Origin of the sequence: Thiothrix sp. UBA5583, assembly GCA_002425225.1 — a bacterium.
In the GTDB taxonomy this organism is placed as follows: Bacteria; Pseudomonadota; Gammaproteobacteria; order Thiotrichales; family Thiotrichaceae; genus Thiothrix; species Thiothrix moscowensis.
This window is the reverse complement of the sequence record DILV01000018.1, coordinates 67,819-90,498: the sequence shown is the minus strand read 5'-3', so window position 1 is coordinate 90,498 and position 22,680 is coordinate 67,819. Positions and strand designations below refer to the sequence as shown.

The following is a 22,680-nucleotide window of genomic DNA, read 5'->3' as shown; positions in this document are numbered from 1 at the left end:
GGGGATTCCGGTGTGGAAGCCGAAAGATACCCCTCACCCCCCGCCCCCCTCTCCCTCAAGGGGAGAGGGGGAGGAAGAGATGCCATCCGTTCTGCTAAACTCGTACCCTTCTTCACTCCCCTCTCCCCTTGAGGGACGACGCGAAGAGCGGCTGGGTGCGGGGCGGGGGGTGAGGGGTTCTTCTTGCTCCCACCTCTCCTGGGACGAACTCCGCGCCACCGTCCAGTCCTGCACCCGTTGCGATCTTGCCAAAACCCGTACCCAGACCGTATTTGGCACCGGCAACCAGCAGGCTGTTTGGATGGTAATCGGGGAAGCACCCGGTGCAGAGGAAGACAAACAGGGGCTACCGTTTGTGGGCAAAGCCGGGCAATTGCTCAACAACATGCTGGCAGCCATCGGGATGCCGCGTGAAACGGTGTATATTGCCAATGTCCTCAAATGCCGCCCTCCCAACAACCGTGATCCCAAACCGGATGAAGCAGCCAACTGTCGGGGCTATTTGGAAAGGCAGATCGAGTTGGTCAATCCCGCCCTGATTTTGGTGGTAGGGCGCATTGCTGCGCAAAACATGCTACAAACTGACGCACCACTGGCGCGTTTACGCGGGCGCGAGCATCTTGCTCCTGTCAGCCGTACACCCGTTGTGGTGACTTATCACCCTGCCTACCTGTTACGCCAACCTGCCGACAAACGCAAAGCGTGGCAGGATTTGCTGTTTGCCCGCGAAGTTGCTGCCCGTTATGTCCGCTGAAACCGATTTGTTACCGTTGCGCCCCATGACTGCCGATGATATTGAGGCAGTGATGCAGGTTGAACAAGCGGCTTTTCCCTATCCCTGGACGCAGGGTATTTTTATGGATTGCCTCAAACACGGTTATTCCGGCTGGGTTTATGAGCAGGATGGGCAAATTTGCGGTTACGCCATGATGATGTTCGTGCTGGATGAAATGCACCTGTTGAATATTTGTGTTCGTCCACTGGATCAGGGCAAGCGTCTGGGCAGCCGTTTGCTTGGTACACTGGAGCGGATTGCACGTGGAGCCAAAGCAGAAACCTGTTTTCTGGAAGTACGCCAATCGAATTTTCAGGCGATTCGTCTATATCTGAATGCTGGTTTCAATGAGGTCGGGGTACGCAAGGGTTACTACCCGGCGGCAGTTGGGCGGGAAGATGCCATCGTCATGGCAAAAACATTGCTGTGGGTGTTGTAAAAAGGTTGCAGATGGGGTATGTGTTAGTGGTTAGTAGTGGTATTATTACCACTTTCTGGTGTAAGTGACGGCTATATTGTGTCCAAAACGGAATTTGTTGAATCAGTGGGCGATATTGTTGGCAGTAACGAGGAAACGGTTTCTGTCACGGTACACGCTATTGCCCCTGACAAGATATGTGGTCGCGCCAAGGATGTGATCAGGCGCTTACAGAAAGCGGGTTACGAAGCCTATCTGGTAGGTGGTTGTGTGCGTGACTTGTTGCTGAACCGCACTCCCAAAGATTTTGATATTGCCACTAGCGCCCGCCCTGAAGAAATCCGCAAGCTGTTTAATTCCTGTCGCCTGATTGGGCGGCGTTTCCGCCTTGCCCACATCTATTACGGGCGTGATTATCTGGAAGTCGCAACCTTCCGCGCCCCGCATGATGACAGCGATGATGGCGGCAAAGTTAACGACGAAGGCCGTATCCTGCACGACAATGTGTACGGTACGCTGGAAGAGGATGTGTGGCGGCGCGATTTCACCATCAATGCCTTGTTTTACAACCCAAGCAATGGTGAATTACTGGACTTTGTTGGTGGTCTGGCAGACTTACAGCAAGGCAAGGTACGTTTGCTTGGCGACCCGGAAAAGCGTTTCCGCGAAGATCCGGTACGGATTCTGCGGGCAGTCCGTTTCGCCGCCAAACTCGGTTTTGAGATTGAGGCGCGTACCCGTGAATTCATTACGCCGCTCGCCATCCTGCTAGAAGGCATTTCGGCTGCCCGCCTGTTCGACGAAATCATCAAGTTGCTGCATTGCGGCGATGGCTGGAAAACTTTCCAGCTTTTGCGTGAATACGACATCCTGCAACACCTGTTGCCGTTGACCGCCGAGAGTATTGTCGAGGATGCAGAAGGTATCTTTGAGCGGATGCTGGAATTGTCCCTGACCAACACCGATCAGCGTATTGCGGATGGCAGGTCGGTCATGCCCGCGTTCTTGTATGCCGTATTGCTGTGGCACAAGGTGCACATGGCTTCTGTTGCCGCACAGTTGCAGGGTTTCCCGGAAATGCAGGCGTGGCATCTGGCGGCAACTGATGCCTTGCGTGATCAGGTGGACTGCACCGCTATTCCGCGCCGTTACAGCAATGTAACCCGTGAAATCTGGGCGCTGCAATCACGTTTCCGTTATCACGATTTGCGCCGTGCTAATACCTTGCTGGTGAATCCGCGTTTCCGGGCTGCTTACGATTTTCTATGCCTGCGGGCGCAAGCGGGCGAGCCGGTCAAGGATGAAGCCGAGTGGTGGACTGCTTTCCAGCAGGCTAGCCCGGAAGATCGTCCCGGTTTGTGCAAGGGCGGGCAGGGCAGAAACAGCCAGCAACGCCGCCGTAAGAAGCGCAAGAATAGCGGTAGCAATGCCAAATCTGCCGCGCCTTCGGCGGAATGACATCCATCACCTGTTATCTCGGACTGGGCAGCAATCTGGGCAACCCGGCTGTTAATTTGCGTTCTGCACTGGCACAACTGGCAGCCTGGGAAGGGGTTGAGTTGGCAGGTGTTTCGCGTTTCTACACCAGCAAGCCAATGGGGCCACAAGATCAGCCGGATTATGTAAACGCAGTCGCTTGCGTGCAAACCACCCTTGATGCTCACACCTTGCTGCATGTTTTGTTTGCAGTTGAGCGGGCGCATGGGCGGGTACGCGATGCCAGCTTGCGCTGGGGGCCACGTACTCTTGACCTCGACCTGCTGTTGTATGGCGATGAAACCATCGAATCCCCGGATTTACGTGTGCCACATCCCGGCGTTTGTGAGCGTTCATTCGTCGTATTGCCATTGGCTGATCTAGCGCCGCATCTGGTATTCCCCAGCGGACGCCGCTTGCAGGATTGTCTGCAAGCCTTGACCTGCGATGACCTTTACCCGCTGAGCTGAGCTTCACCCAGGAACGCTTGCTTGCCCTTCGCCAGCTTGAACCACACGGTGTAAACCGCAGGCAGGAACAGCAGCGTCAGCAGCGTTGCCACCAGCAACCCGCCCATGATCGCAATTGCCATCGGCCCGAAGAACACACTTTCCGACAGTGGGATCATCGCCAGTATCGCCGCGAGCGCGGTCAGCATGATGGGGCGGAAGCGGCGCACGGCAGCTTCGATCACTGCATCACGCGGCACTTCTCCATCATCAATATTACGCTCAATCTGATCCACCAAAATCACCGAGTTGCGCATGATCATCCCGGAAAGTGCGATCGTCCCCAGCATTGCCACAAATCCGAACGGCTTGTCGAACAGCAGCAGGAACACCGCCACCCCGATCATGCCGAACGGCGCAGTCAGCACCACCATGATCACGCGCTGGAAACTTTGCAACTGGATCATCAGCAAGGTCAGTACCACCACGATGAACAGCGGGAAGCCTGCACCAATGGATTCGTTGCCCTTGGCGCTTTCTTCCACCGCACCGCCCGTTTCCAGTTTGTAGCCCAGTGGCAGGGTAGCGCGGATGTCACCCAATTGAGCTTCCACCTGTGTGGTGACGGTTGGGGCTTGAATCTTGGTGTAAATATCGCCGCGCACGGTAATGGTACGGGTACGGTTGCGATGCCAGAGGATGCCTTCTTCCTGCACATAATCGATTTTCGCCAGTTGTGACAAGGGCACGGTTTTGCCGGTGGTTGTCGGCACATTCAGCCCGGCAAGGCGCGATACCATGTCACGGTCGGTTGCCGTTCCTCGTAGCAGGATGGGAATGGTTTGATCCTGTTCACGGAATTCGCCAATGGTTGTGCCGCTCAAGGTGCTTTGCAGCAGTTGCGACAGCGCGGATTGGGTCACGCCGAGGCTGATGGCTTTAGCGGTGTCGAGTTTGAGGCTGATGGCTTTGCTGCGTTCGTTCCAGTCCAGATGCACGTTGACCAGATTGGGGTTGGCACGCATCACGCTGGCAACTTGTTCGCCCAATTCCCGTAGCTTCCACAAGTCATCACCGGAGACGCGGAATTGCACCGGGTAGCCCACTGGCGGGCCGTTTTCGAGGCGAATCACGCGCCCACGTGCCAGACTGAAATCCGGGTTGTTGTCGAGCCGCTCAATCAGCTTGCTGCGCAAGGCTTCGCGGTCGGCAATGCTGTTGGTGGTAATCACGAATTGCGCAAAGCTGGCAGCAGGCAATTGCTGGTCTAGCGGCAGGTAGAAGCGCGGCGAACCATTGCCTACATACGCCACAAAGTTGTCGATGTGTTCCTGCTGGGTGTTGAGGTATTGCTCCAGCTTGTCCACTTCGGTCTGGGTGGCTTGTAGGGAGGAGCCTTCCGGTAGTTTCAAATCCACCACCAGTTCCATGCGGGTCGAGTCGGGGAAAAACTGTTGTTGCACGAACTGGAACAGGAACAGCGACCCGGCAAAGGTGGCGATGGTCAGCAGGATGACGGTGACGGGGTAGGCCACACATTGCTGGATCAGGTGGCGGAACCAGCGGTAGAAAGCTGAAGATAACCCCTCACCCCAACCCCGCACCCAGCCCCCTGAGGGGTCGTCCCTCAAGGGGAGAGGGGCTAAGAGGTCATCATTCTTGCCCCCCCTCGCCCCTTGAGGGAGAGGGGGATGGGGGGTGAGGGGTTCTTTCAACAACTTATACCCCAGATACGGAATCACAATCACTGCCGCAAACCACGAGATCACCAGCGCAATGGTCACCACTTCAAAGATTGAGCGGGTATATTCCCCCACCGACGATTGCGCGGTGGCAATCGGCAGGAACCCGGCAGCCGTCACCAGCGTGCCGGTCAGCATCGGGAAGGCGGTGGTGCTGTAGGCGAAACTGGCAGCCTTGACCCGATCCCAGCCTTCTTCCATTTTCACCACCATCATTTCGATGGCGATAATGGCGTCATCCACCAGCAAGCCCAGCGCCAGCACCAGTGAACCCAACGAAATCTTGTGCAAGCCGATGCCGAACAGGTGCATGGTGAAAAAGGTTGCTGCCAGCACCAGCGGGATGGAGAGTGCCACCACCGTTCCAGCCCGTAGCCCTAAGCTGATGAAACTCACCGCCAGCACGATCACCACGGCTTCAAACACCACTTGCAGGAATTCGCCCACCGAGCGTTTGACGGCAGCAGGCTGGTCGTTGACCCGGTGCAATTCCATGCCGACCGGAAGCTGGTTGCCGATGCGTACCAGCGCTTCGTCCAGCGATTTGCCCAGCGCAATGATGTCGCCGCCTTTGCGCATGGAAATGCCAATGCCCAGCGCCTCCTGCCCCTGGTAGCGGAAGGTGGAATGTGGTGGGTCAGCATAGCCGCGTTTCACCTCCGCCACTTCGCGCAGGCGCAGGGTGCGGTTGCCGATCACGATTGGCAGGTTGCGGATGTCTTCCAGATTGGTGAAAGCCCCTTGCGGGCGCACGTAAATGCGGTCGGCACTGGTGTTGTATGCACCCACGGCGGCAACGGCGTTCTGTGCCTGCAACACATCCACCAGTTGCTGCACGCTGAAACCGAGGTTGGCCAGCTTGCTGTTGGAAAGCTCGATGGTGACGCGCTCTTCCTGTTCGCCGATACTGAGGATTTTAGCTACGTCCTTCACCAGCAGCAGTTCCTTGCGGATATTGTCGGCAGCGTCGCGTAACTGGGCGTAGTTGAAACCGTCACCGGTCAGGGCAAAGATATTGCCGTAGGTTTCGCCGAATTCGTCGTTGAACAGTGGGCCGATCACCCCTTGGGGTAGGGTATGGCGCATGTCTCCAACCCGTTTGCGGAGGTCGTAAAACATGCCTTCCATTGCGGAGGAAGGGGCGTTGTCTTTGGCGATGACGAAAATATTGGTTTCACCGGGGCGCGAAAAGCTGCGTACCACGTCCACGTACTGGGTTTCCAGCATGACTTTTTCGATGCGGTCGGTGACTTGCGACTCGATTTCTTGCGCGGTAGCACCCGGCCAGTAGGCTTGCACCAGCATCACCTTGAAGGTGAAGGGTGGGTCTTCGGATTGCCCCAGCTTGTTGTAGCCGAAAATGCCCAGCCCCAACGTCAATACCATCAGGTAGAGGACAAAATTGCGGTGGCGTAACGCCCATTCCGACAGGTTGAAACCGTTCATGGTGTGGCCTTCCCATCATACGGGACGGGGTTGATGGTTTGCCCGGCGCTGAGTTTGTGGATACCGGCGGCAATGACTTTGACGCCCGGTTGCAAGCCACTGACGGTGACGCCATCGTCGTGGTAAGCAATCAGGGTGACAGCTTGCAGTTGCACCTGGTTGTCAGCAGCAACGACCCAGACAGCCGGTTGCTTGTCCTGCTGGAACAGGGCGGAAGCTGGCAACCAGCTTGCACCGCTGGCTTGCGCATTCGGCAGGCTGACATCGGCGGTGACACCGAGGCGCAAATCGTCCGGCGGGTTCAGCAGGCTGATCTTGACCAGAAAGCTGCGGGTGGCATCGGTAGAGGGGGAAATTTCGCGTACCTTGCCCTGGAATGGTTTGTCAGGCTGTGACCACAGTTTGATGTCGGTGACAGTGCCGGTTTTGAGCGACTGGGCAGTGGCTTCACCGACACGGATGTGCACTTCGCGTTCACCGTCGTAGGCGATGTGGGCAACGGGTTGTCCGACGGCGACCACTTGCCCGGTTTCCACATTGACCTGGGTAATGATGCCGGGTTGGTCGGCCTTGAGTTCGGTGTAGCCTGTCTGGTTGCCGCTCAGTTTGAGTTGCGCTTTGGCAGAAGCGACGCGGGCGGCGGCGGCATCGTGGGCAGCTTGCGCGGCGTCGAGCGCGGCTTGCCCGATGAATTGCTTGCGGCGCAATTCGGCAACTCGTGTGAGTTCAGCTTTGGCATTGGTCAGGTCGGCTTCGGCAGCAGCAAGGCTGGCTTTGGCGGTGGCAAGGCCGAGGTTGAGGTCGGCAGTGTCGAGGCTTGCGAGCGTTTGCCCGGCTTTGACCATATCGCCGGGTTCGGCGTTGCGGGCGGTGACTTTGCCACCGACGCGGAACGAAAGGTCGGCTTCAAAACGGGCTTTGGTTTCGCCTGACCAGGTGAGGGTGGTGGTGCTGGTTTGGTCGCTGACTGTCCAGACCTGGGCGGGGCGGATGACCGGGGTGGTGGTTGCGGGTTCCTTGCAGGCGCTGAGTGTTAACAAGAGAAAGAGAGGGATAAGTGAAAAATACTTTATCATCATGGTTCCTCCGGCATCAGTGCGCCACGCCACAGGGCGTTCAGGGCGGTTTCCAGCATGTACAGATAATCGTCGGTGCAGGCGCACAGCAGCGAGCGTTCTTTCATCAGTTCCTTGAGTGGGGAAGGGCGCATCAATTGCCACAAGCCAAGGAACAGGGAGTAACTTTGCAGCATCAATGCTTGGGTGGCTTGGGGGAAATGGGTGCGTAGTGCCTCGACGAGTTCGTTCAGTTGGGCATAAGTACGTTCTTCAAACGCAAAGGCAATGTCCAGCGGTATTTGCCGTTCCAGCAGACCGTGGCACAGCGTTGCCAGTGGTAGGAATGCGGGGAAGTCGTGCAGGAACTGACGGTTGACGGTAAACAGGTCGTTCAACGTCATCGGCTGGTCAGTCTGGCTGGCGCGTGCCTTCATGCGGTTGAAAAAGGTGTTGACGTGGCGCTCGTGGATAGCGAGAAACAGCTCTTCCTTGCTGCGGAAATACAGGTAGACTGTACCTTTGGCTAGCCCGGCGGTAGAGGCAATGTCGGCAACGTTGGACATGCGTTCCGGCTGGGCAAGCCAGAGCTGTTCGGCGGCATCAAGGATGGCTTCGCGGCGCAGTTCCTTGTCTTCAGGGTTGGTGGCACGGATTTGCATGTAAATGACTAGCGGTCAGTTGTTTGGAGTGATTCTAAATGACTGTTAGTCAGTTGTCGAGAATGTTGCACCACCAATAATTGCCGCATCCGTGTGATGCGTTTTGCACAGTCCGTAAGATGCCGAGTATGTTGGGTAAAAACTATTTCCATTTCAGTCTGTTGGTGTTGTTAGCCGCGTGCGGGGAAAAAGAACCAGAGATTCCCCCAGCACAAACCACTGGCAATCAAAGTGCCGTGGTCAGTGATGTAACTGGTAACGTCAATATCCAGTACAAGGATGAGCGTGCTGCCACAGATGTGCTTGCCCCTCAAGCTGATGGCAAGGGCGACCAAAGCCCCATCATCCAGCAGGTTAGCGGCGACGCTACTGTCCAATACGTCACCAACTTTTACGGTGCAAATGCCGCTGATGTCAAACGCCTGCAAGACGACCTTCATCTCTCGCAACAAGCTGCCGAAGCCTTACTCAAACAGTTGGCTAACAAGCAGGTGGCTGTTGAAAACCGTACCCAGGAATTTACGTACCTTGCCCAGAAATACGCCGATCTGCAAAAAAATCTGGGGGCTGGCAATTCAACCGATGCATCAAGCCTGCAAGCGCAGGAAGCCCTGCAAGCTGGTGATCTGGACAAGGCGGAAAAGTTGCTGGAACAGGCTTATCAGCGCGGTGCACAGCAAGCGCGGCAACGCTTGAGCCAGCACGCCTTGTTGCTGGCGGAATTGAGCGAGTTGAAACTGGAGCGAGACAAATCCATCGAGCGTTATCAAACGGCAATCCATCTCCAGCCTGACAATCTGGATGCCTGGCAAAACCTGGCGAGACTGGCGGAAAAGGTTGGAGATACCCGACTGGCATTGAGCGCATGGGATCAACTCGGCAAGCAAACCCATGCGGACAACCAGCCCCGGATGCATTTCGCTGCCTTGTTGGGTAGTGGCGACATGCAAAAAGAACAGGGCAATAGTCAGGCAGCTTTGCAACAGTATCAGCAGGCGCAGCAATTCATGCAGCAACTTGCCAGCCGGTTTGCCGATAACCCTGATTGGCAACGCGGTTTGGCCGTAAGTTTGAACCGGATGGCAGTCATCCAGCGCAGCAATGGTGATAATGTGGCTGCTTTGCAGAATTTACAGGCTAGTGCTGACATTAGCAGGAAACTATGGGCTGCTGATGCCAACAATCTGGTGGTGCAACTGGATTTGTTACCGGTGCAGGAAAACATGGGTGACATCCAGCAGGACATGGGGGATTTGCCAGCCGCGTTGCAAAGCTACCAGCAAAGTTTGCAGATCAGCCAGCGTTTCGTGCAGATGGATGCAAGCAATCGCCAGTGGCAGCGCAATCTGGCGGTCAGTTACACCAATATCGGAGAAATCCAGATGTTGCGGGGGGACACTGAAGCTGCCTTGAGCGCCTTCCAGAACACGCTTGCCATCAACCAGCAGCTTGCCGGGCACGAGCCAGATGACGCCAGGGCGCAGCGCGATCTTGCTACCAGTTTCTTCAAACTGGGTCGTGCATACCAAAGCAACAACCAGTTGGATGAAGCCCTGCAAGCCTTTCAGGATGAAATGGCGATTACCCGCAAACTGGCGCAACTGGATGCCAATAATCAGGAATGGCAGCGTGATCTGAGCATTTCGCTGGACGCACTGGGCGACATTTACCAGTTGAAAAAGGATGGAGCAGCCGCCCTGAAATCCTTGCAGGAAGCTCAAGCTATTCGTGAAAAGCTGGTACAGCATGACCCCGCCAATGTGCAATGGCTGGCTGATCTGGTGGTTAGTCTGGAACGGGTTGGCGATGTCCAGCAAGACAATGGCGACCAGCAAGCAGCCTTGGCTACGCTGCAACAGGCAGTCAGACAGGGGGACAAACTGCTTCAGCTTAACCCTGACAACCGGCAATGGCAGGGCGATCAGGCAGCACGTTACAACCTGCTGGGTTACGCCCTGCATTTGGCAGGCGATACCAAAGCAGGCATTGCCACTTTCCAGCAAGCCATCGGGTTGTCGGAAAATCTGGTTAAAGCCAAACCTGATGTGTGGCGCTGGCAGATGGATCTGGCTTCGCATTACCTGCGTCTGGCAGATTTGCAAACAGAGCAGCGTCCGGTTTTGTTGCGCAAGGCGCAAACCATCCTGCAAAACTGGCAACAAACCCAACCCCTGCCTGACAAGCAACAACAGTGGCTGGCGAATATTACACAGGAACTTGACCCGGCTGCTGCTGACCGGACACCCGTCCTGCAAGGTGTGGCAGGACAAGCCAGCGTGCAACATATTACGACCGCAAATGATACGGTCATCAGCAAAACCGGACAGAATCCGGTAGGGCAGCAAACGGCAACGGGTTTGCAGACAACGGGCGACCAAAGTGCCATCGTCACGCAGGTACAGGGCAACGTTACTATCCAGTACGTCACCAACTTTTATGGGGCAGATGAACAGGCAGTCAAACAGTTGCAGGACAAGCTCAAGCTGGACAAGCAGCAAGCTGAAGCCCTATTGAAAAACATCGCTGACAAGAATCTGGCACTGGCAACCCGCACCCGTGAATTTGCCCAGCTTGCCCAGACCTACAGCGATTTGCAGACCCGTTTGGGGAACTATGCTGCGACCGACGTGCTGGCACAACAAGCCCGCCAGGAATTGCAGACAGGCAATCTGAATGTGGCAGAAACCCTGCTGCAACGTATTTACGAGCGCGATCAGCAATTGGCGGATCAGCAACTGGCGCAACGGATGTTTGATCTGGCGGAAGTCAGCGCCCTGAAACTTGATTACCCCAAAGCAATGGAACGTTATCAGGCGGTACTGAAACATCAACCCGACAACCTGACGGCATGGCAACATCTGGCAGAAATCGCCAGTAAAACAGGTGATTCTTCCCGAGCGATTCAGGCATGGACGGATATGGCAAACCATGCTGATCCACAGCGCGAGCCTGCCCTGTACATGACAGCCTGGCTGGGCAAGGGTGACATGCTACTGGCGCAGGGCAAAACGGACGACGCTATTCATGCCTATCAAACGGTACAAACCACCGCACAAAAGCTGGTGCAACAGCAGCCGGATAACCCTGACTGGCAAACATTATTGTCTTCCAGCTTCAACAGCCTTGGTTCCCTGTATCAGGTCAAGGGGGAGAGCGCACAGGCATTACAAAACCTGCAAGCAGCGTTGGATCTGGCAAAAAAACTGGCAAGGCAGTCGCCTGACGACACGGGTAAGCAACGTGATTTGGGTGTGAACTTGAACAAGCTGGCTCATGCCCAGCGTCTCGGTGGTAATAATGCGGCGGCACTCAAGGCTTTCCAGCAAGCATTAACTATCCGCGAAACGTTGGTGCAAGGTGAGCCTGACAACAGCCAGTGGCAACGTGACCTGTTCGTAAGTCTGAACAACGTGGCAGAAATGGAGCAATTGCAAGGCAATAATCCCGCCGCTTTGGCACGCTTTCAGCAGGCACTGGGCATTATGGAAAAACTGGTGCAGCAAGACCCGGCGGATGTTGGCTGGCAAAGCGATCTGGTCATTAGTCTCAACAAGCTGGGGGTACTTCAGCAGCAAAGTGGCGAACAGGATGCAGCCCTGCAAGCCTTCCAGCGTTCTGTGGTCATTCTGGAGAAACTCATCCAGACCGACCCGGATAATATCGACTGGCAACGTGATCTCGGCATCAGCTACGAAAATATCGGCGAGAGTGAGCAAGCCAGGGGTAATAACAAGGCGGCTTTGACGGCATTTCAGCAATCACTGGAGCAGAAAGAAAAAATTGCAGGCAAAGACCTGAAAAATGCCGAATGGCAGCGTGATCTGTCTGTTGGGCTAGGCGATCTGGCAGCGTTCCATCTGGCAAACAACGATCAGGTCAAGGCACTGTCTTTGTTGCAGCGTACTGCACAAATCCGGGGCAAACTGGTGGAACACGATCCTGACAATATCCAGGTGAAAAACGATTACCTGCGCAGCCTGATTCAACTGGGAGAAACGCAGCAAACTCAGGAGGATAATGCCGGGGCACTGCAAAGTTACCGCGATGCGCTCACTGTTACGCAACAATTGGCTGAAAAATCAGTGGATAATGCTGACTTGCAGGGTGAGATGGCGACCAACCACAACCGTATCGGTTCGGTATTGCTCGCTCAGAAAAAACTGGCGGATGCTCGTCACTCCTTTGAAACGGCACTTGCCATGTTTCAGCAACTGGTGAAAACCAGCCCTGAGCATGTTGGTTGGCAAATGGGCATTGTGGGCAGCAAATACCAGATGGCGAAAACCTACCAGGATGCGCAGCAGCACGATACCTTGCTGCGTGAAGCTATCAGCATTCTGGAACAACTGCGGCAGGAACAGCGTTTGCCGGACGAATTCAAGACCTGGCCGGAAGAAATGCGCAAGGAACTGAAAAACGGCTAACGAAACGGGAATTTTTTGCAGCCTTCCTGCATCACGTACACTGACTGTCTTACAACACTGAAGAGCAGAAGGAGTACACATGAAACAACCTGTATGGCACTGGCTGGGCGGCATGGCTTTGCTGGCTTTGAGCCTCAACACCTGGGCGGCCGACAAATCCATCCATCAAGGCATCGTGGATAACTACAAAGCCGAAAAAGTATCGGATCATGTTTATGTCATCCACGGCCCTGCCGGTCAACCCAGCAAAGAAAACCAAGGCTTTATCAACAATCCGGGGTTCATCGTGGGTGATAGCGAAGTGGCAGTGGTCGACCCTGGTTCCAGCGCCGCGATTGGGCGGGCAGTGCTGGCACATATCCGCAAGGTCACAGACAAGCCTGTCACCAAGGTTTTCATTACCCATATTCATGGCGACCACTGGCTGGGCAATCAGGCTTTCAAGGAAGCCAATGCCGATACCCGCTTTTACGCAAGTGCAGGCATGATTGAAGAGGCGAAAAACGGCGCGGGTGATTCTTGGGTGGAAACCATGAATACCATGACCGAAAACGCCACAGCAGGTACAGAAATTGTCATTCCCGGCGAGCCCCTGAGTCAAGATCAGGCAATCAAGGTGGGCAATGTGACGGTCAAAGCCCATCTGGTAGAAGGCAAAGCCCACACGTCCAACGAAGTGATGTTTGAAGTGGTGGAGGACAAACTATTATTTACTGGCGATACCATCAGCAACAAACGCCTGATCATGATGGATGAAGGCAGTTTTCCCGGCAGTGCCAGCAATGCAGAACGGATTTCCGCAATGGATGTAAAAACCATTGTTCCCGGTCACGGTGCAACTGGCGACAAAGCCATCGTGACAGCTTACGGCAAGTACATGAGTACCCTGTACAGTGCGGTCAAAGAGTTGCGTGAAACCATGGAAGCCCATGAAATGAAACCCAAAGTCATCGAAAAACTGACTGACAGCAAAGACTGGCACAGTTTCGACGAAATTCTGGGCAAACACATCAGTCTGGCAATTCTGGAAGCTGAGCAGGAAGATTTCTAAATCATATAGTTCTTTCTTGTCTGAAGCGGGGTTGGTATCATCCCCGCTTTTCTTTTTTGCATTGCGATACACATGGAACTCAACCCCACCTATACCAAAATCAAAGATCTCCAAGGGCGCGTGGACGCTCTGAGGGGGTATCTTTGACTACGAATTCAAGAGCGAACGCCTAGAAGAAGTCAGCCGCGAACTGGAAGATCCCAAAGTCTGGGATAACCCGCAACGCGCCCAGGATCTCGGCAAGGAACGCGCCGTGCTTGAAGGCATTGTCGGCGGTTTGGACAAACTGACCTCCGGTCTTGCTGATGCCAAAGAACTGCTGGAACTGGCGGAAATGGAAGACGACGCAGCCAGTGCCGAAGCCGTCATTGCCGATGTGGATGGGCTGGAAGCCAAAGTTGCCAAACTCGAATTCGAGCGCATGTTCTCCGGCGAAATGGATCACAACAACGCATTCCTCGACATCCAGGCCGGTTCCGGTGGCACGGAAGCACAAGACTGGGCGGAAATCCTGCTGCGCATGTACTTGCGTTGGGGTGAAGCCAAGGGTTTCAAGACCGAACTGATGGAAGCCTCCGCCGGTGACGTGGCAGGCATCAAGAGCGCCACCATCCGCTTTGAAGGTGAGTATGCGTTCGGCTGGCTGCGCACCGAAACCGGCGTACACCGTCTGGTGCGCAAATCGCCGTTCGATTCCGGCAACCGCCGCCACACCTCGTTCAGTGGCGTGTTCGTATCCCCTGAAATCGACGACAACATCGAAATCGACATCAACCCGGCGGATTTGCGTATTGACGTTTACCGTGCATCCGGCGCTGGTGGTCAGCACGTCAACCGGACGGAATCAGCGGTACGTATTACCCATATGCCCACCAACACGGTGGTGCAGTGCCAGAGCGGGCGTTCCCAGCATCAAAACAAGGATACCGCGATGAAACAGTTGCGTGCCAAGTTGTATGAGCTGGAAATGATGAAACGCAACGCTGAAAAGCAGGCGCTGGAAGACAGCAAATCCGACATCGGTTGGGGCAGCCAGATCCGTTCCTACGTTCTCGACCAGTCGCGTATCAAGGATTTGCGTACCGGTGTGGAAACTGCCAATACCCAGGCAGTGCTGGACGGCGACCTCGACAAATTTATTGAAGCAAGTTTGAAAAGCGGCTTGTAAGACCCTCACCCCCTAGCCCCCTCTCCCACCAAGCGGTAGAGGGGGAACAAGAGCAAGGTTAATACCATGAGCGAACAGGAACTCCATCACGAGCATCACGATGAAAACAAACTGATCACGCAACGCCGCGAAAAGCTGGCGAAGCTGCGTGAACAGGGTGTGCCATTTCCCAACGATGTGGTGCGTGAACACAAAGCCGCTGAACTGCACGCGCAATACGGCGAACATGACAAGCCGTGGTTTGAAGAAAACCCGGTGGAAGTAACCGTTGCCGGGCGCATGATGCTCAAGCGTCTGATGGGTAAGGCCAGTTTTGCCACCATTTCCGACGTGTCCGGGCGCATCCAGCTTTATACCCAGAAAAACGTGCTGGGCGATGAGCTGTTTGGCGAATATAGCCACTGGGATTTGGGTGACATCGTGTGGGCGCAGGGTGTGCTGTTCAAAACCCAGACCGGCGAACTGTCGGTCAAGGTCAGGGAAATTCGCCTGCTGACCAAATCGCTGCGCCCGCTGCCGGAAAAATTCCACGGCCTGACTGACCATGAGCAGCGTTACCGCCAGCGTTACATCGACCTGATCATGAATCATGACACGCGCGATGCTTTCATTGTACGTTCCAAAATTGTCAGCTATATCCGTAACTTCTTCATCCAGCGTGATTTTCTGGAAGTGGAAACGCCGATGTTGCAGATCATCCCCGGTGGAGCGACCGCTCGGCCTTTCATCACCCATCACAATGCGCTGGATCTGCCGATGTACCTGCGTATTGCGCCGGAACTGTTCCTCAAGCGTCTGGTGGTGGGCGGTTTTGAGCGTGTGTTTGAAATCAACCGCAACTTCCGCAACGAAGGGCTTTCCACCCGCCATAACCCCGAATTCACCATGATCGAATTCTATCAGGCGTATGCGACTTACCACGACCTGATGGATTTGACTGAAACCCTGATGCGCGGTATCGCCACCGACGTGATTGGCAGCACCGAAATCACCTATCAGGGTGAAGTGTTTGATTTCAGCCAGCCGTTTACGCGCATCAGTGTGCGTGATTCCATTTTGCACTTCAATCCGCATGTTACTGGCGAACAGATCGACACGCTGGAAGGGGCAAAAGCGGTTGCTAGCAGTCTCGGCATTCCGCTCAAGGATAGCTACGGCCTCGGCAAGGTGCAGATCGAAATCTTTGAGAAAACCGTCGAACATCGCCTGTTGCAACCGACCTTCATTACCGAATACCCGGCGGAAGTGTCACCATTGGCACGGCGTAACGACCATAATCCGTTCATTACCGACCGTTTCGAGTTTTTCGTGGGCGGGCGTGAAATCGGCAATGGTTTCTCCGAGTTGAATGATGCGGAAGACCAGGCTGAACGCTTCATGCAGCAGGTGGCGGACAAGGATGCGGGCGACGATGAAGCCATGCATTACGATGCCGATTATGTGCGGGCGCTGGAATACGGGATGCCGCCAACCGCCGGGCAGGGGATCGGTATCGACCGGCTGGTGATGCTGTTTACTGATGCACCGTCGATCCGGGACGTGATTCTCTTTCCGCACATGCGACCTGAATAAACGTTGGAGAGGAGATGTTTACCCCAACATCTCTTCCGCTAGCGCCCGTGTTGTCGGCGTGATTTCCATTCCGCCGATCATCCGTGCCACTTCTTCCACCCGTTGCGCCCGGTTCAGGTGTTCGATGCCGGTGCTGGTGTGTTCCTTGCCTTTGAGCTTGGTCACTTTGTAGTGCTGGTGAGCCTGGGATGCGACTTGTGGCAGGTGGGTGACGCACAGGACTTGCCGGTTTTCACCCAATGCGCGTAATTGTTTGCCGACCACTTCGGCAATGCCGCCACCAATGCCAGTATCCACTTCGTCGAAAATCAGCGCGGGCAGGGTGACTTTCTGCGCGGCAATCATTTGGATGGCAAGGCTGATACGTGATAGCTCACCACCGGAAGCGACTTTCAGCAGTGATTTCAGGGGTTGACCGGGGTTGGCAGTGACGGTGAATTCGATCTCGTCCATGCCCAGTGCCTGGAATGTGTTGCTGGTGTTGGGGCTGACGGGGATGGCAAATTTGCCGCCCTGCATTCCCAATTGCTGCATGGCCTGGGTCACGCCGCTGGAAAGCTGTTGGGCGGCCTGTTGCCGCGCCTGGCTTAAGGCATCAGCCTGCTGGCGATAAGTGTCAGCAGCCGCTTGCAACTGTTGTTCGAGTGCATCAAGGTCGTAATCGTCACCGCCAAGCTGGGCGAGTTCGGCCTGAATGCTGGCGAGCCGGGTGGGGAGTTCGTGCGGGTCGGTGCGGTATTTGCGGGCAAGGCTGCGGATGTCAGCAATGCGGTTTTCTACCCATTGCAGGCGTGCGGGGTCAATGTCGAGGCTTTCGGCATAATCACGCAGCAGGCTGGCGGCTTCCTGCACCTGAATCTGTGCCCCATTCAGTAATTCGTGGGCAGGTTCCAGACGGCTATCAACCCGCAGTTGCTGTTCAATATCGTGAATCAGGCGACCTAGCAGGGAATACAGGGATGGTTCATTGTCGTAAAGCTGGTCGTAGCCTTGGGCTGCGGTTGTTCGCAATTGTTCGGCATTGGCGAGGCGGTTGAGTTCTTCGTCAAGCTGTTCCGGCTCGTCGGTTTGCAGGTTGAGGGCTTCCAGTTCCTGAGACTGGAAGCGCAACAGGTCGATACGTTCCTGATGTTGCTGGTTCTGGCTGGTCAGTAGGGTGACGCGCTCGTACAGGGTTTTCCACTGTTTCCAGGCTGCACGGGTACTGGTTAGCAGGGCATCATTAGCGGCGAAAGCATCCAGCAGGTCGCGCTGGGCATCTTTTTTCATCAGCGATTGGTGTTCGTGCTGGCCGTGGATGTCGACCAGTTGTTCGCCGAGTTCGCGTAGCTGGGTGAGGTTGGCGGGGGAACCGTTGATCCAGGCGCGGGATTTACCCTGGGCGGTGATCACGCGGCGCAGCAGGCAGGTTTCCTCATCGCCTTCCATGCCGTGTTCTTCCAGCCAAGTGCGGGCGGAAGGGGTTTGGGTAATGTCCACACTCAGGGTCAGGTCGGCCTTGTCCGCACCGTGGCGCACCGTATGGCTGTCGGCCTTGTCGCCCAGCACCAGCCCGATGGCGTCCAGCAGGATGGATTTGCCTGCGCCGGTTTCGCCGGTGAGGGCGGTCATGCCGGGGTGCAGTTCAAGCTCAAGGGTTTCGATAATGGCGAAGTCGCGGATATGGATGTGTGTCAGCATGGCTTAAAGCTGGACTCCCCAGTGCAGTTTTTCGCGTAAAATGTGGAAGTAATCATAGCCTTGTGGGTGCAGCAGGTGCACTTTTTCCGGGCGGGCGCTGATACGCACACGATCGCCGGATTCCAGTTCGATATTGTTGTGCCCGTCAAACGATACCCGTGCCGGAACATCACGTTGCTCATCAAGCTGGAGTTCCACAGTGCTCTGGCTGCTGAGTACCAGCGGACGGTCGCTGAGGGTATGCGGGCAAACCGGAACCAGTGCAATCGCTTGCAGGGCGGGGTGCATGATCGGGCCGCCACTGGAGAGGGCATAGGCGGTGGAGCCGGTCGGGGTGGTAATGATGATGCCATCCGCCCGCTGGGTGTTGACGAAACTGCCGTCGATCCAAGTGGTGAATTCGATCATGCGGATTTCATCACGTACATGCAGCACCACGTCATTGAGTGCATCGCCGCTGCCAATGATCTCACCGTCACGTTCGGCTTCGGCGTGCAGGATCAGGCGCTGTTCCTCACGGTATTCCCCTGCAAGGATGGCGTCCAGTTGTGTGCCCATTTCATCGGGGGAAACATCCACCAGAAAGCCCAGTCGCCCCAGATTGATTCCGACAATCGGTACTTCATACGCCGCCAGTAAGCGCCCAGCCCCCAGTAAGGTTCCATCACCGCCGACCACAATCGCTAGGTCAATGCGCCGTGCCAGCTCTTCGGCAGACATGGCAGGCAAACCCAGAATCAACCCGGCGTTCTGGTCGCAAAACACCTGAAAGCCGCGCTGGATCAGGAATTCATGCAACTGGAACAGGGTCTTGTCGACCCGGATGTCGTTAGGTTTGGTGAAAATACCGATGTGGGAAAACAGGCTCATGTTGCTGGCTTGCCGTAAAAGCTGCAAGGCTGGCAAAGCTGCGGATAAATTGCAAGTTAAACAGGCTTGTATCCGGGCAGGTTTGCCCCTATAAATGAAGCCATGACAACACATCTGCACCCTGAACTCAATGATCGCGCCCGGCATATCCTTAAAGTGCTGGTGGAAAGCTATATCCATGACGGTCAGCCGGTCGGTTCGCGCAACCTTGCCCGCAGCAGCGGTCTTGACCTGAGCGCTGCCACCATCCGCAATGTAATGGCGGATCTGGAAGAAATGGGCTATATCCGTGCGCCGCATACGTCGGCGGGGCGCATTCCGACTTCGCAGGGCTATCGGCTGTTTGTGGATGCGCTGGTCACGGTGAAACCACCCGAAGAACAGGCCATCCATTTCCTGCAAGGCCAGTTGAAAGCGGAGCGTGATCCCGGTTTCCTGATCCAGTCGGCTTCCAGTCTGTTGTCGGGTATGACCCAACTCACTGGGGTTGTCAGCCTGCCCCGGCGCAATCCTTCCGCGATTCGCCAGATTGAATTTTTGCGTTTGTCCGGCAAGCAGGTGCTGGCGATTCTGGTGATGAACCGCAACGAAGTGCAAAACCGCATCATCCAACTGGATGACGAAGTAAGCGCCAACGAGTTGCAACAGGCTGCCAATTTCCTCAACGAGCGCCTGATTGGCAAGGATTTACGCCAGGCTCGCGCTGCCTTGCTGGAAGAAATGCGCGGACACCGTGAAGAAATGAACCGCATGATGCTGTCCGCCATTGAGTTGGGGGAAAAAACGGTGGCAGATGTGGATGATGCTTCCGGCGAAGATTGCGTGATTGCGGGCGAAACCAACCTGATGGGGTATGACGATTTGTCCGACATCCACAAGTTGCGGGAGTTGTTTGCGGCCTTTACCCGCAAGCGTGACATTCTGGGCTTGCTGGACAAATGCTTGCAGGCTGACGGGGTGAAAATCTTTATCGGGCGTGAATCGGGGCAGGCGGTATTTGACGATTGTAGCTTGGTGACAGCGCCCTATACCGTGGATGGCGAGCAACTGGGGGTGCTGGGCGTGATCGGGCCGAAGCGGATGCCGTATGAACGGGTGATTCCGGTGGTCGATCTTACTGCGAAATTGTTGAGTGTGGCCTTGAAATCCCGCAATTAAACCCTACTCTCCACGGCAGATTGATTTTTATCGCCGTGGAGTAGTAACAAATGACTGATGTCAAAGAAAACATGCCGGATGCCGCAGCAGGCACAGGCACTACCAGCGCAGACCTGCCCCCTGTAGAAGAAACTGCTGTCGAAACGGTCGATGTAGCCAAGCTGCAAGCCGAACTCGAACAAGCCAAAGCCGAAGCTGCCGCCAACTACGACCAGTTCCTGCGTACTCAGGCCGAGCTTGCCAACCAGCGCCGTCGCACCGACAAACTGGTGGAAGATGCCCACAAATACGCCGCGCAAAAGTTCGTCGAATCCCTGATTCCGGTCATCGACAGCATGGAAATGGGCTTGCAGGCGCAAGGTGACATCGAACAAATCCGTGAAGGGATGCAACTGACTCTCAAGCAGTTTGAAACCGTCATGGAAAAATTCAACATTGAAGCCGTTGGCAAGCCTGGCGATGCCTTCAATCCTGAACACCATCAGGCCATGTCTATGCAACCGCACCCTGACTTTGACAACAACACCCTGACCTTGGTTATGCAAAAAGGCTATCTGCTGAACGGTCGCGTGGTGCGCCCGGCGATGGTCATGGTTTGCAAAAAGTAATTTCTGTAACAAAGGCTCTTGAAAAGGGGCAATTGACCCCACATAAACAAGCCAATTGTTTACACCCAAAAACACACAAAGAATTCTGGAGATTTATATCATGGGAAAAATCATCGGTATTGACCTTGGTACAACCAATTCCTGCGTTGCCATCATGGATGGCGACAAGCCGCGTGTCATTGAAAACTCTGAAGGCGACCGCACTACCCCTTCCATCATCGCGTTTACCGAAGATGAAGTGCTGGTTGGTCAGACCGCCAAACGTCAGGCTGTCACCAACCCTGAAAATACCCTGTATGCCATCAAGCGCCTGATTGGTCGCCGTTTCCAGGAAGATGCCGTACAGAAAGACATCAAGCTGGTACCTTACAAAATCGTCAAGGCTGACAACGGCGACGCTTGGGTAGACGTGCGCGGCAAGAAAATGGCACCACCGGAAATTTCCGCCCGCGTGCTGATGAAAATGAAAAAGACTGCCGAAGACTATCTGGGTGAGCCAGTGACCGAAGCAGTCATTACTGTTCCGGCCTATTTCAATGATTCCCAGCGTCAGGCGACCAAGGACGCAGGCAAAATTGCCGGTCTGGATGTCAAGCGTATCATCAACGAGCCAACCGCAGCGGCGCTGGCTTACGGGATGGACAAATCCAAAGGTGACAGCAAGATCGCGGTTTACGATCTGGGTGGCGGTACTTTCGACGTATCCATCATCGAGATTGCGGACGTTGACGGCGAAATGCAGTTTGAAGTGCTCTCCACCAACGGCGACACTTTCCTCGGGGGTGAAGACTTCGACATGCGCCTGATCGACTATCTGGCTGACGAATTCCGCAAAACCAGCGGTATTGACTTGAAAGGCGACCCACTGGCTATGCAGCGTCTGAAAGATGCCGCAGAAAAAGCCAAGATTGAGCTATCTTCCAGCCAGCAGACTGATGTCAACCTGCCTTACATTACTGCTGACGCCACCGGCCCGAAACACCTGAATCTCAAGGTCACTCGTGCCAAACTGGAAGCGCTAGTGGATGACCTGATCAGTCGTACCATCGAGCCGTGCAAGGTTGCGCTGAAAGATGCCGGTTTGTCTGCTGCCCAAATCAACGATGTGATTCTGGTCGGTGGTCAGACTCGTATGCCGAAAGTGCAGGAAGCGGTCAAAAACTTCTTCGGCAAGGAACCGCGCAAGGATGTCAACCCTGACGAAGCGGTTGCCGTTGGTGCAGCTATCCAAGGCGGTGTATTGAGTGGCGGTGTAACTGACATCCTGCTGCTCGACGTTACCCCGTTGTCACTGGGCATTGAAACTTTGGGTGGCGTTTCCACCAAGCTGATTCAGAAGAACACCACCATCCCGACCAAGGCATCACAAGTGTTCTCCACGGCAGACGACAACCAGACCGCTGTGACCGTACATGTGTTGCAAGGTGAGCGTGAAATGGCGCGTGATAACAAGTCGCTGGGTCGTTTCGACCTGCAAGACATCCCGCCAGCACCGCGCGGTATGCCACAGATCGAAGTCACTTTCGACATCGATGCCAACGGTATCCTCAACGTAACGGCGAAAGACAAGGCAACCGGCAAACAGCAGAACATCGTCATCAAGGCATCTTCCGGCTTGTCCGACAGCGAAGTTGAACAGATGATCAAGGATGCGGAAGCACACGCCGAGGAAGACAAGCGCCAGCGTGAACTGGTGGATGTGCGCAATCAGGCTGACAACATGATCCATGCGACCGAGAAATCACTGAAGGAATACGGTGATAAGGTTCCGGGCGCTGACCGTGCGAATATCGAGTCCCTGATCAGTGAACTGCGTGATGCCATCAAGGGCGACAACAAGGACGTGATCCAGCGCAAATCCGAAGCGCTGCTGGAGGCTTCTGGCAAACTGATGCAGGCTATGGCGGGCCAGGCTGGCGGTGACGCTGGTGCGGCAGGTGCTGGCGCACAACAGGCTGGTGGCAAGTCAGGCGACGACGACATCGTTGATGCCGAGTTTGAAGAAGTTGACGGCAAGAAGTAAGCTTAACGCCCTTAACCCCTCACCCCAACCCCTCTCCCTCAAGGGGAGAGGGGCTTAAATGCTTTCTTTCCCCCTCTCCCCTTGAGGGAGAGGGGGCTAGGGG

16 protein-coding genes are annotated in these 22,680 nt (G+C 55.3%); 11 read left to right on the top strand and 5 right to left on the bottom strand.

The genetic code is table 11. The features are described 5' to 3' along the window. Positions 1-79: 79 nt before the first annotated feature. The 4 genes from B2U47_RS06675 to folK all read left to right on the top strand — a co-directional run bounded on the left by B2U47_RS06675 (position 80) and on the right by folK (position 3,139). The gene (locus B2U47_RS06675) at positions 80-754 is read left to right on the top strand and encodes a uracil-DNA glycosylase (protein ID WP_296683027.1); all 675 of its coding nucleotides are present in this window, start codon (positions 80-82) and stop codon (positions 752-754) included. Beyond that, positions 744-1,214: a ribosomal protein S18-alanine N-acetyltransferase gene (gene rimI / locus B2U47_RS06670; RefSeq protein ID WP_296675369.1), complete on the top strand. Its 471-nt coding sequence runs from the start codon at positions 744-746 to the stop codon at positions 1,212-1,214. The genes B2U47_RS06675 and rimI overlap by 11 nt, the downstream gene beginning before the upstream one ends. 105 nt (positions 1,215-1,319) lie before the next feature. Then, on the top strand, positions 1,320-2,651 hold the full coding sequence (pcnB, locus tag B2U47_RS06665) for a polynucleotide adenylyltransferase PcnB (protein WP_296675371.1): 1,332 nt from the start codon (positions 1,320-1,322) through the stop codon (positions 2,649-2,651). Then, positions 2,648-3,139 carry a 2-amino-4-hydroxy-6-hydroxymethyldihydropteridine diphosphokinase gene (folK, locus tag B2U47_RS06660; RefSeq protein ID WP_296675374.1) on the top strand — a complete coding sequence of 164 codons (492 nt, stop codon included), beginning with the start codon at positions 2,648-2,650 and terminating at the stop codon, positions 3,137-3,139. Before pcnB ends, folK begins: the two co-directional genes overlap by 4 nt. Here the strand turns inward: folK and B2U47_RS06655 are convergent. Genes B2U47_RS06655 through B2U47_RS06645 form a run of 3 tightly spaced genes read right to left on the bottom strand, consistent with a single transcriptional unit; the run spans position 3,124 to position 8,023 of the window. After that, complete coding sequence (locus tag B2U47_RS06655; RefSeq protein WP_296675377.1) at positions 3,124-6,306, bottom strand: efflux RND transporter permease subunit; 3,183 nt, start codon at positions 6,304-6,306, stop codon at positions 3,124-3,126. The genes folK and B2U47_RS06655 overlap by 16 nt on opposite strands. Then, a complete protein-coding gene (locus tag B2U47_RS06650; RefSeq protein ID WP_296683025.1) occupies positions 6,303-7,346 on the bottom strand; it encodes an efflux RND transporter periplasmic adaptor subunit in 1,044 nt (347 codons plus the stop codon). The genes B2U47_RS06655 and B2U47_RS06650 overlap by 4 nt, the downstream gene beginning before the upstream one ends. A 35-nt stretch (positions 7,347-7,381) precedes the next feature. Next, positions 7,382-8,023 carry a TetR/AcrR family transcriptional regulator gene (locus tag B2U47_RS06645; protein ID WP_296675382.1) on the bottom strand — a complete coding sequence of 214 codons (642 nt, stop codon included), beginning with the start codon at positions 8,021-8,023 and terminating at the stop codon, positions 7,382-7,384. A gap of 128 nt (positions 8,024-8,151) precedes the next feature. Here B2U47_RS06645 and B2U47_RS06640 point away from each other — a divergent pair, with 128 nt between their 5' ends. The 4 genes from B2U47_RS06640 to lysS all read left to right on the top strand — a co-directional run bounded on the left by B2U47_RS06640 (position 8,152) and on the right by lysS (position 16,238). Further along, positions 8,152-12,447: a tetratricopeptide repeat protein gene (locus tag B2U47_RS06640; protein ID WP_296675385.1), complete on the top strand. Its 4,296-nt coding sequence runs from the start codon at positions 8,152-8,154 to the stop codon at positions 12,445-12,447. A 79-nt stretch (positions 12,448-12,526) separates the two neighbouring features. Continuing rightward, a complete protein-coding gene (locus B2U47_RS06635; RefSeq protein WP_296675387.1) occupies positions 12,527-13,498 on the top strand; it encodes an MBL fold metallo-hydrolase in 972 nt (323 codons plus the stop codon). A 72-nt stretch (positions 13,499-13,570) separates the two neighbouring features. Then, positions 13,571-14,666 (top strand): peptide chain release factor 2 gene (prfB, locus tag B2U47_RS06630; protein ID WP_296675390.1). Its coding sequence is split into 2 segments (ribosomal slippage): positions 13,571-13,642 and positions 13,644-14,666, totalling 1,095 coding nucleotides; the frame shifts between segments, so codons are not numbered across the junction. A gap of 66 nt (positions 14,667-14,732) precedes the next feature. Beyond that, positions 14,733-16,238 (top strand): lysine--tRNA ligase, encoded by a 1,506-nt coding sequence (gene lysS, locus B2U47_RS06625; protein WP_296675393.1) that lies wholly within the window; start codon positions 14,733-14,735, stop codon positions 16,236-16,238. Positions 16,239-16,256: 18 nt separating this feature from the next. Here the strand turns inward: lysS and recN are convergent, their stop codons facing one another. Both recN and B2U47_RS06615 read right to left on the bottom strand, forming a co-directional pair. Beyond that, positions 16,257-17,918, bottom strand: a complete 1,662-nt coding sequence (gene recN, locus B2U47_RS06620; protein WP_296675396.1) for a DNA repair protein RecN — start codon at positions 17,916-17,918, stop codon at positions 16,257-16,259. 3 nt (positions 17,919-17,921) lie between these two features. Beyond that, positions 17,922-18,788, bottom strand: a complete 867-nt coding sequence (locus tag B2U47_RS06615; RefSeq protein ID WP_296675399.1) for an NAD(+) kinase — start codon at positions 18,786-18,788, stop codon at positions 17,922-17,924. Positions 18,789-18,890: 102 nt separating this feature from the next. Between B2U47_RS06615 and hrcA the strand changes: the two genes are divergently transcribed. The 3 genes from hrcA (at position 18,891) to dnaK (ending at position 22,577) form a co-directional block, all read left to right on the top strand. Further along, positions 18,891-19,946 (top strand): heat-inducible transcriptional repressor HrcA, encoded by a 1,056-nt coding sequence (gene hrcA, locus B2U47_RS06610; protein ID WP_296675402.1) that lies wholly within the window; start codon positions 18,891-18,893, stop codon positions 19,944-19,946. Between the two features lie 50 nt (positions 19,947-19,996). After that, positions 19,997-20,554 (top strand): nucleotide exchange factor GrpE, encoded by a 558-nt coding sequence (gene grpE / locus B2U47_RS06605; protein WP_296675405.1) that lies wholly within the window; start codon positions 19,997-19,999, stop codon positions 20,552-20,554. A gap of 100 nt (positions 20,555-20,654) precedes the next feature. Continuing rightward, positions 20,655-22,577: a molecular chaperone DnaK gene (dnaK, locus tag B2U47_RS06600; protein ID WP_296675409.1), complete on the top strand. Its 1,923-nt coding sequence runs from the start codon at positions 20,655-20,657 to the stop codon at positions 22,575-22,577. Positions 22,578-22,680: the final 103 nt, after the last annotated feature.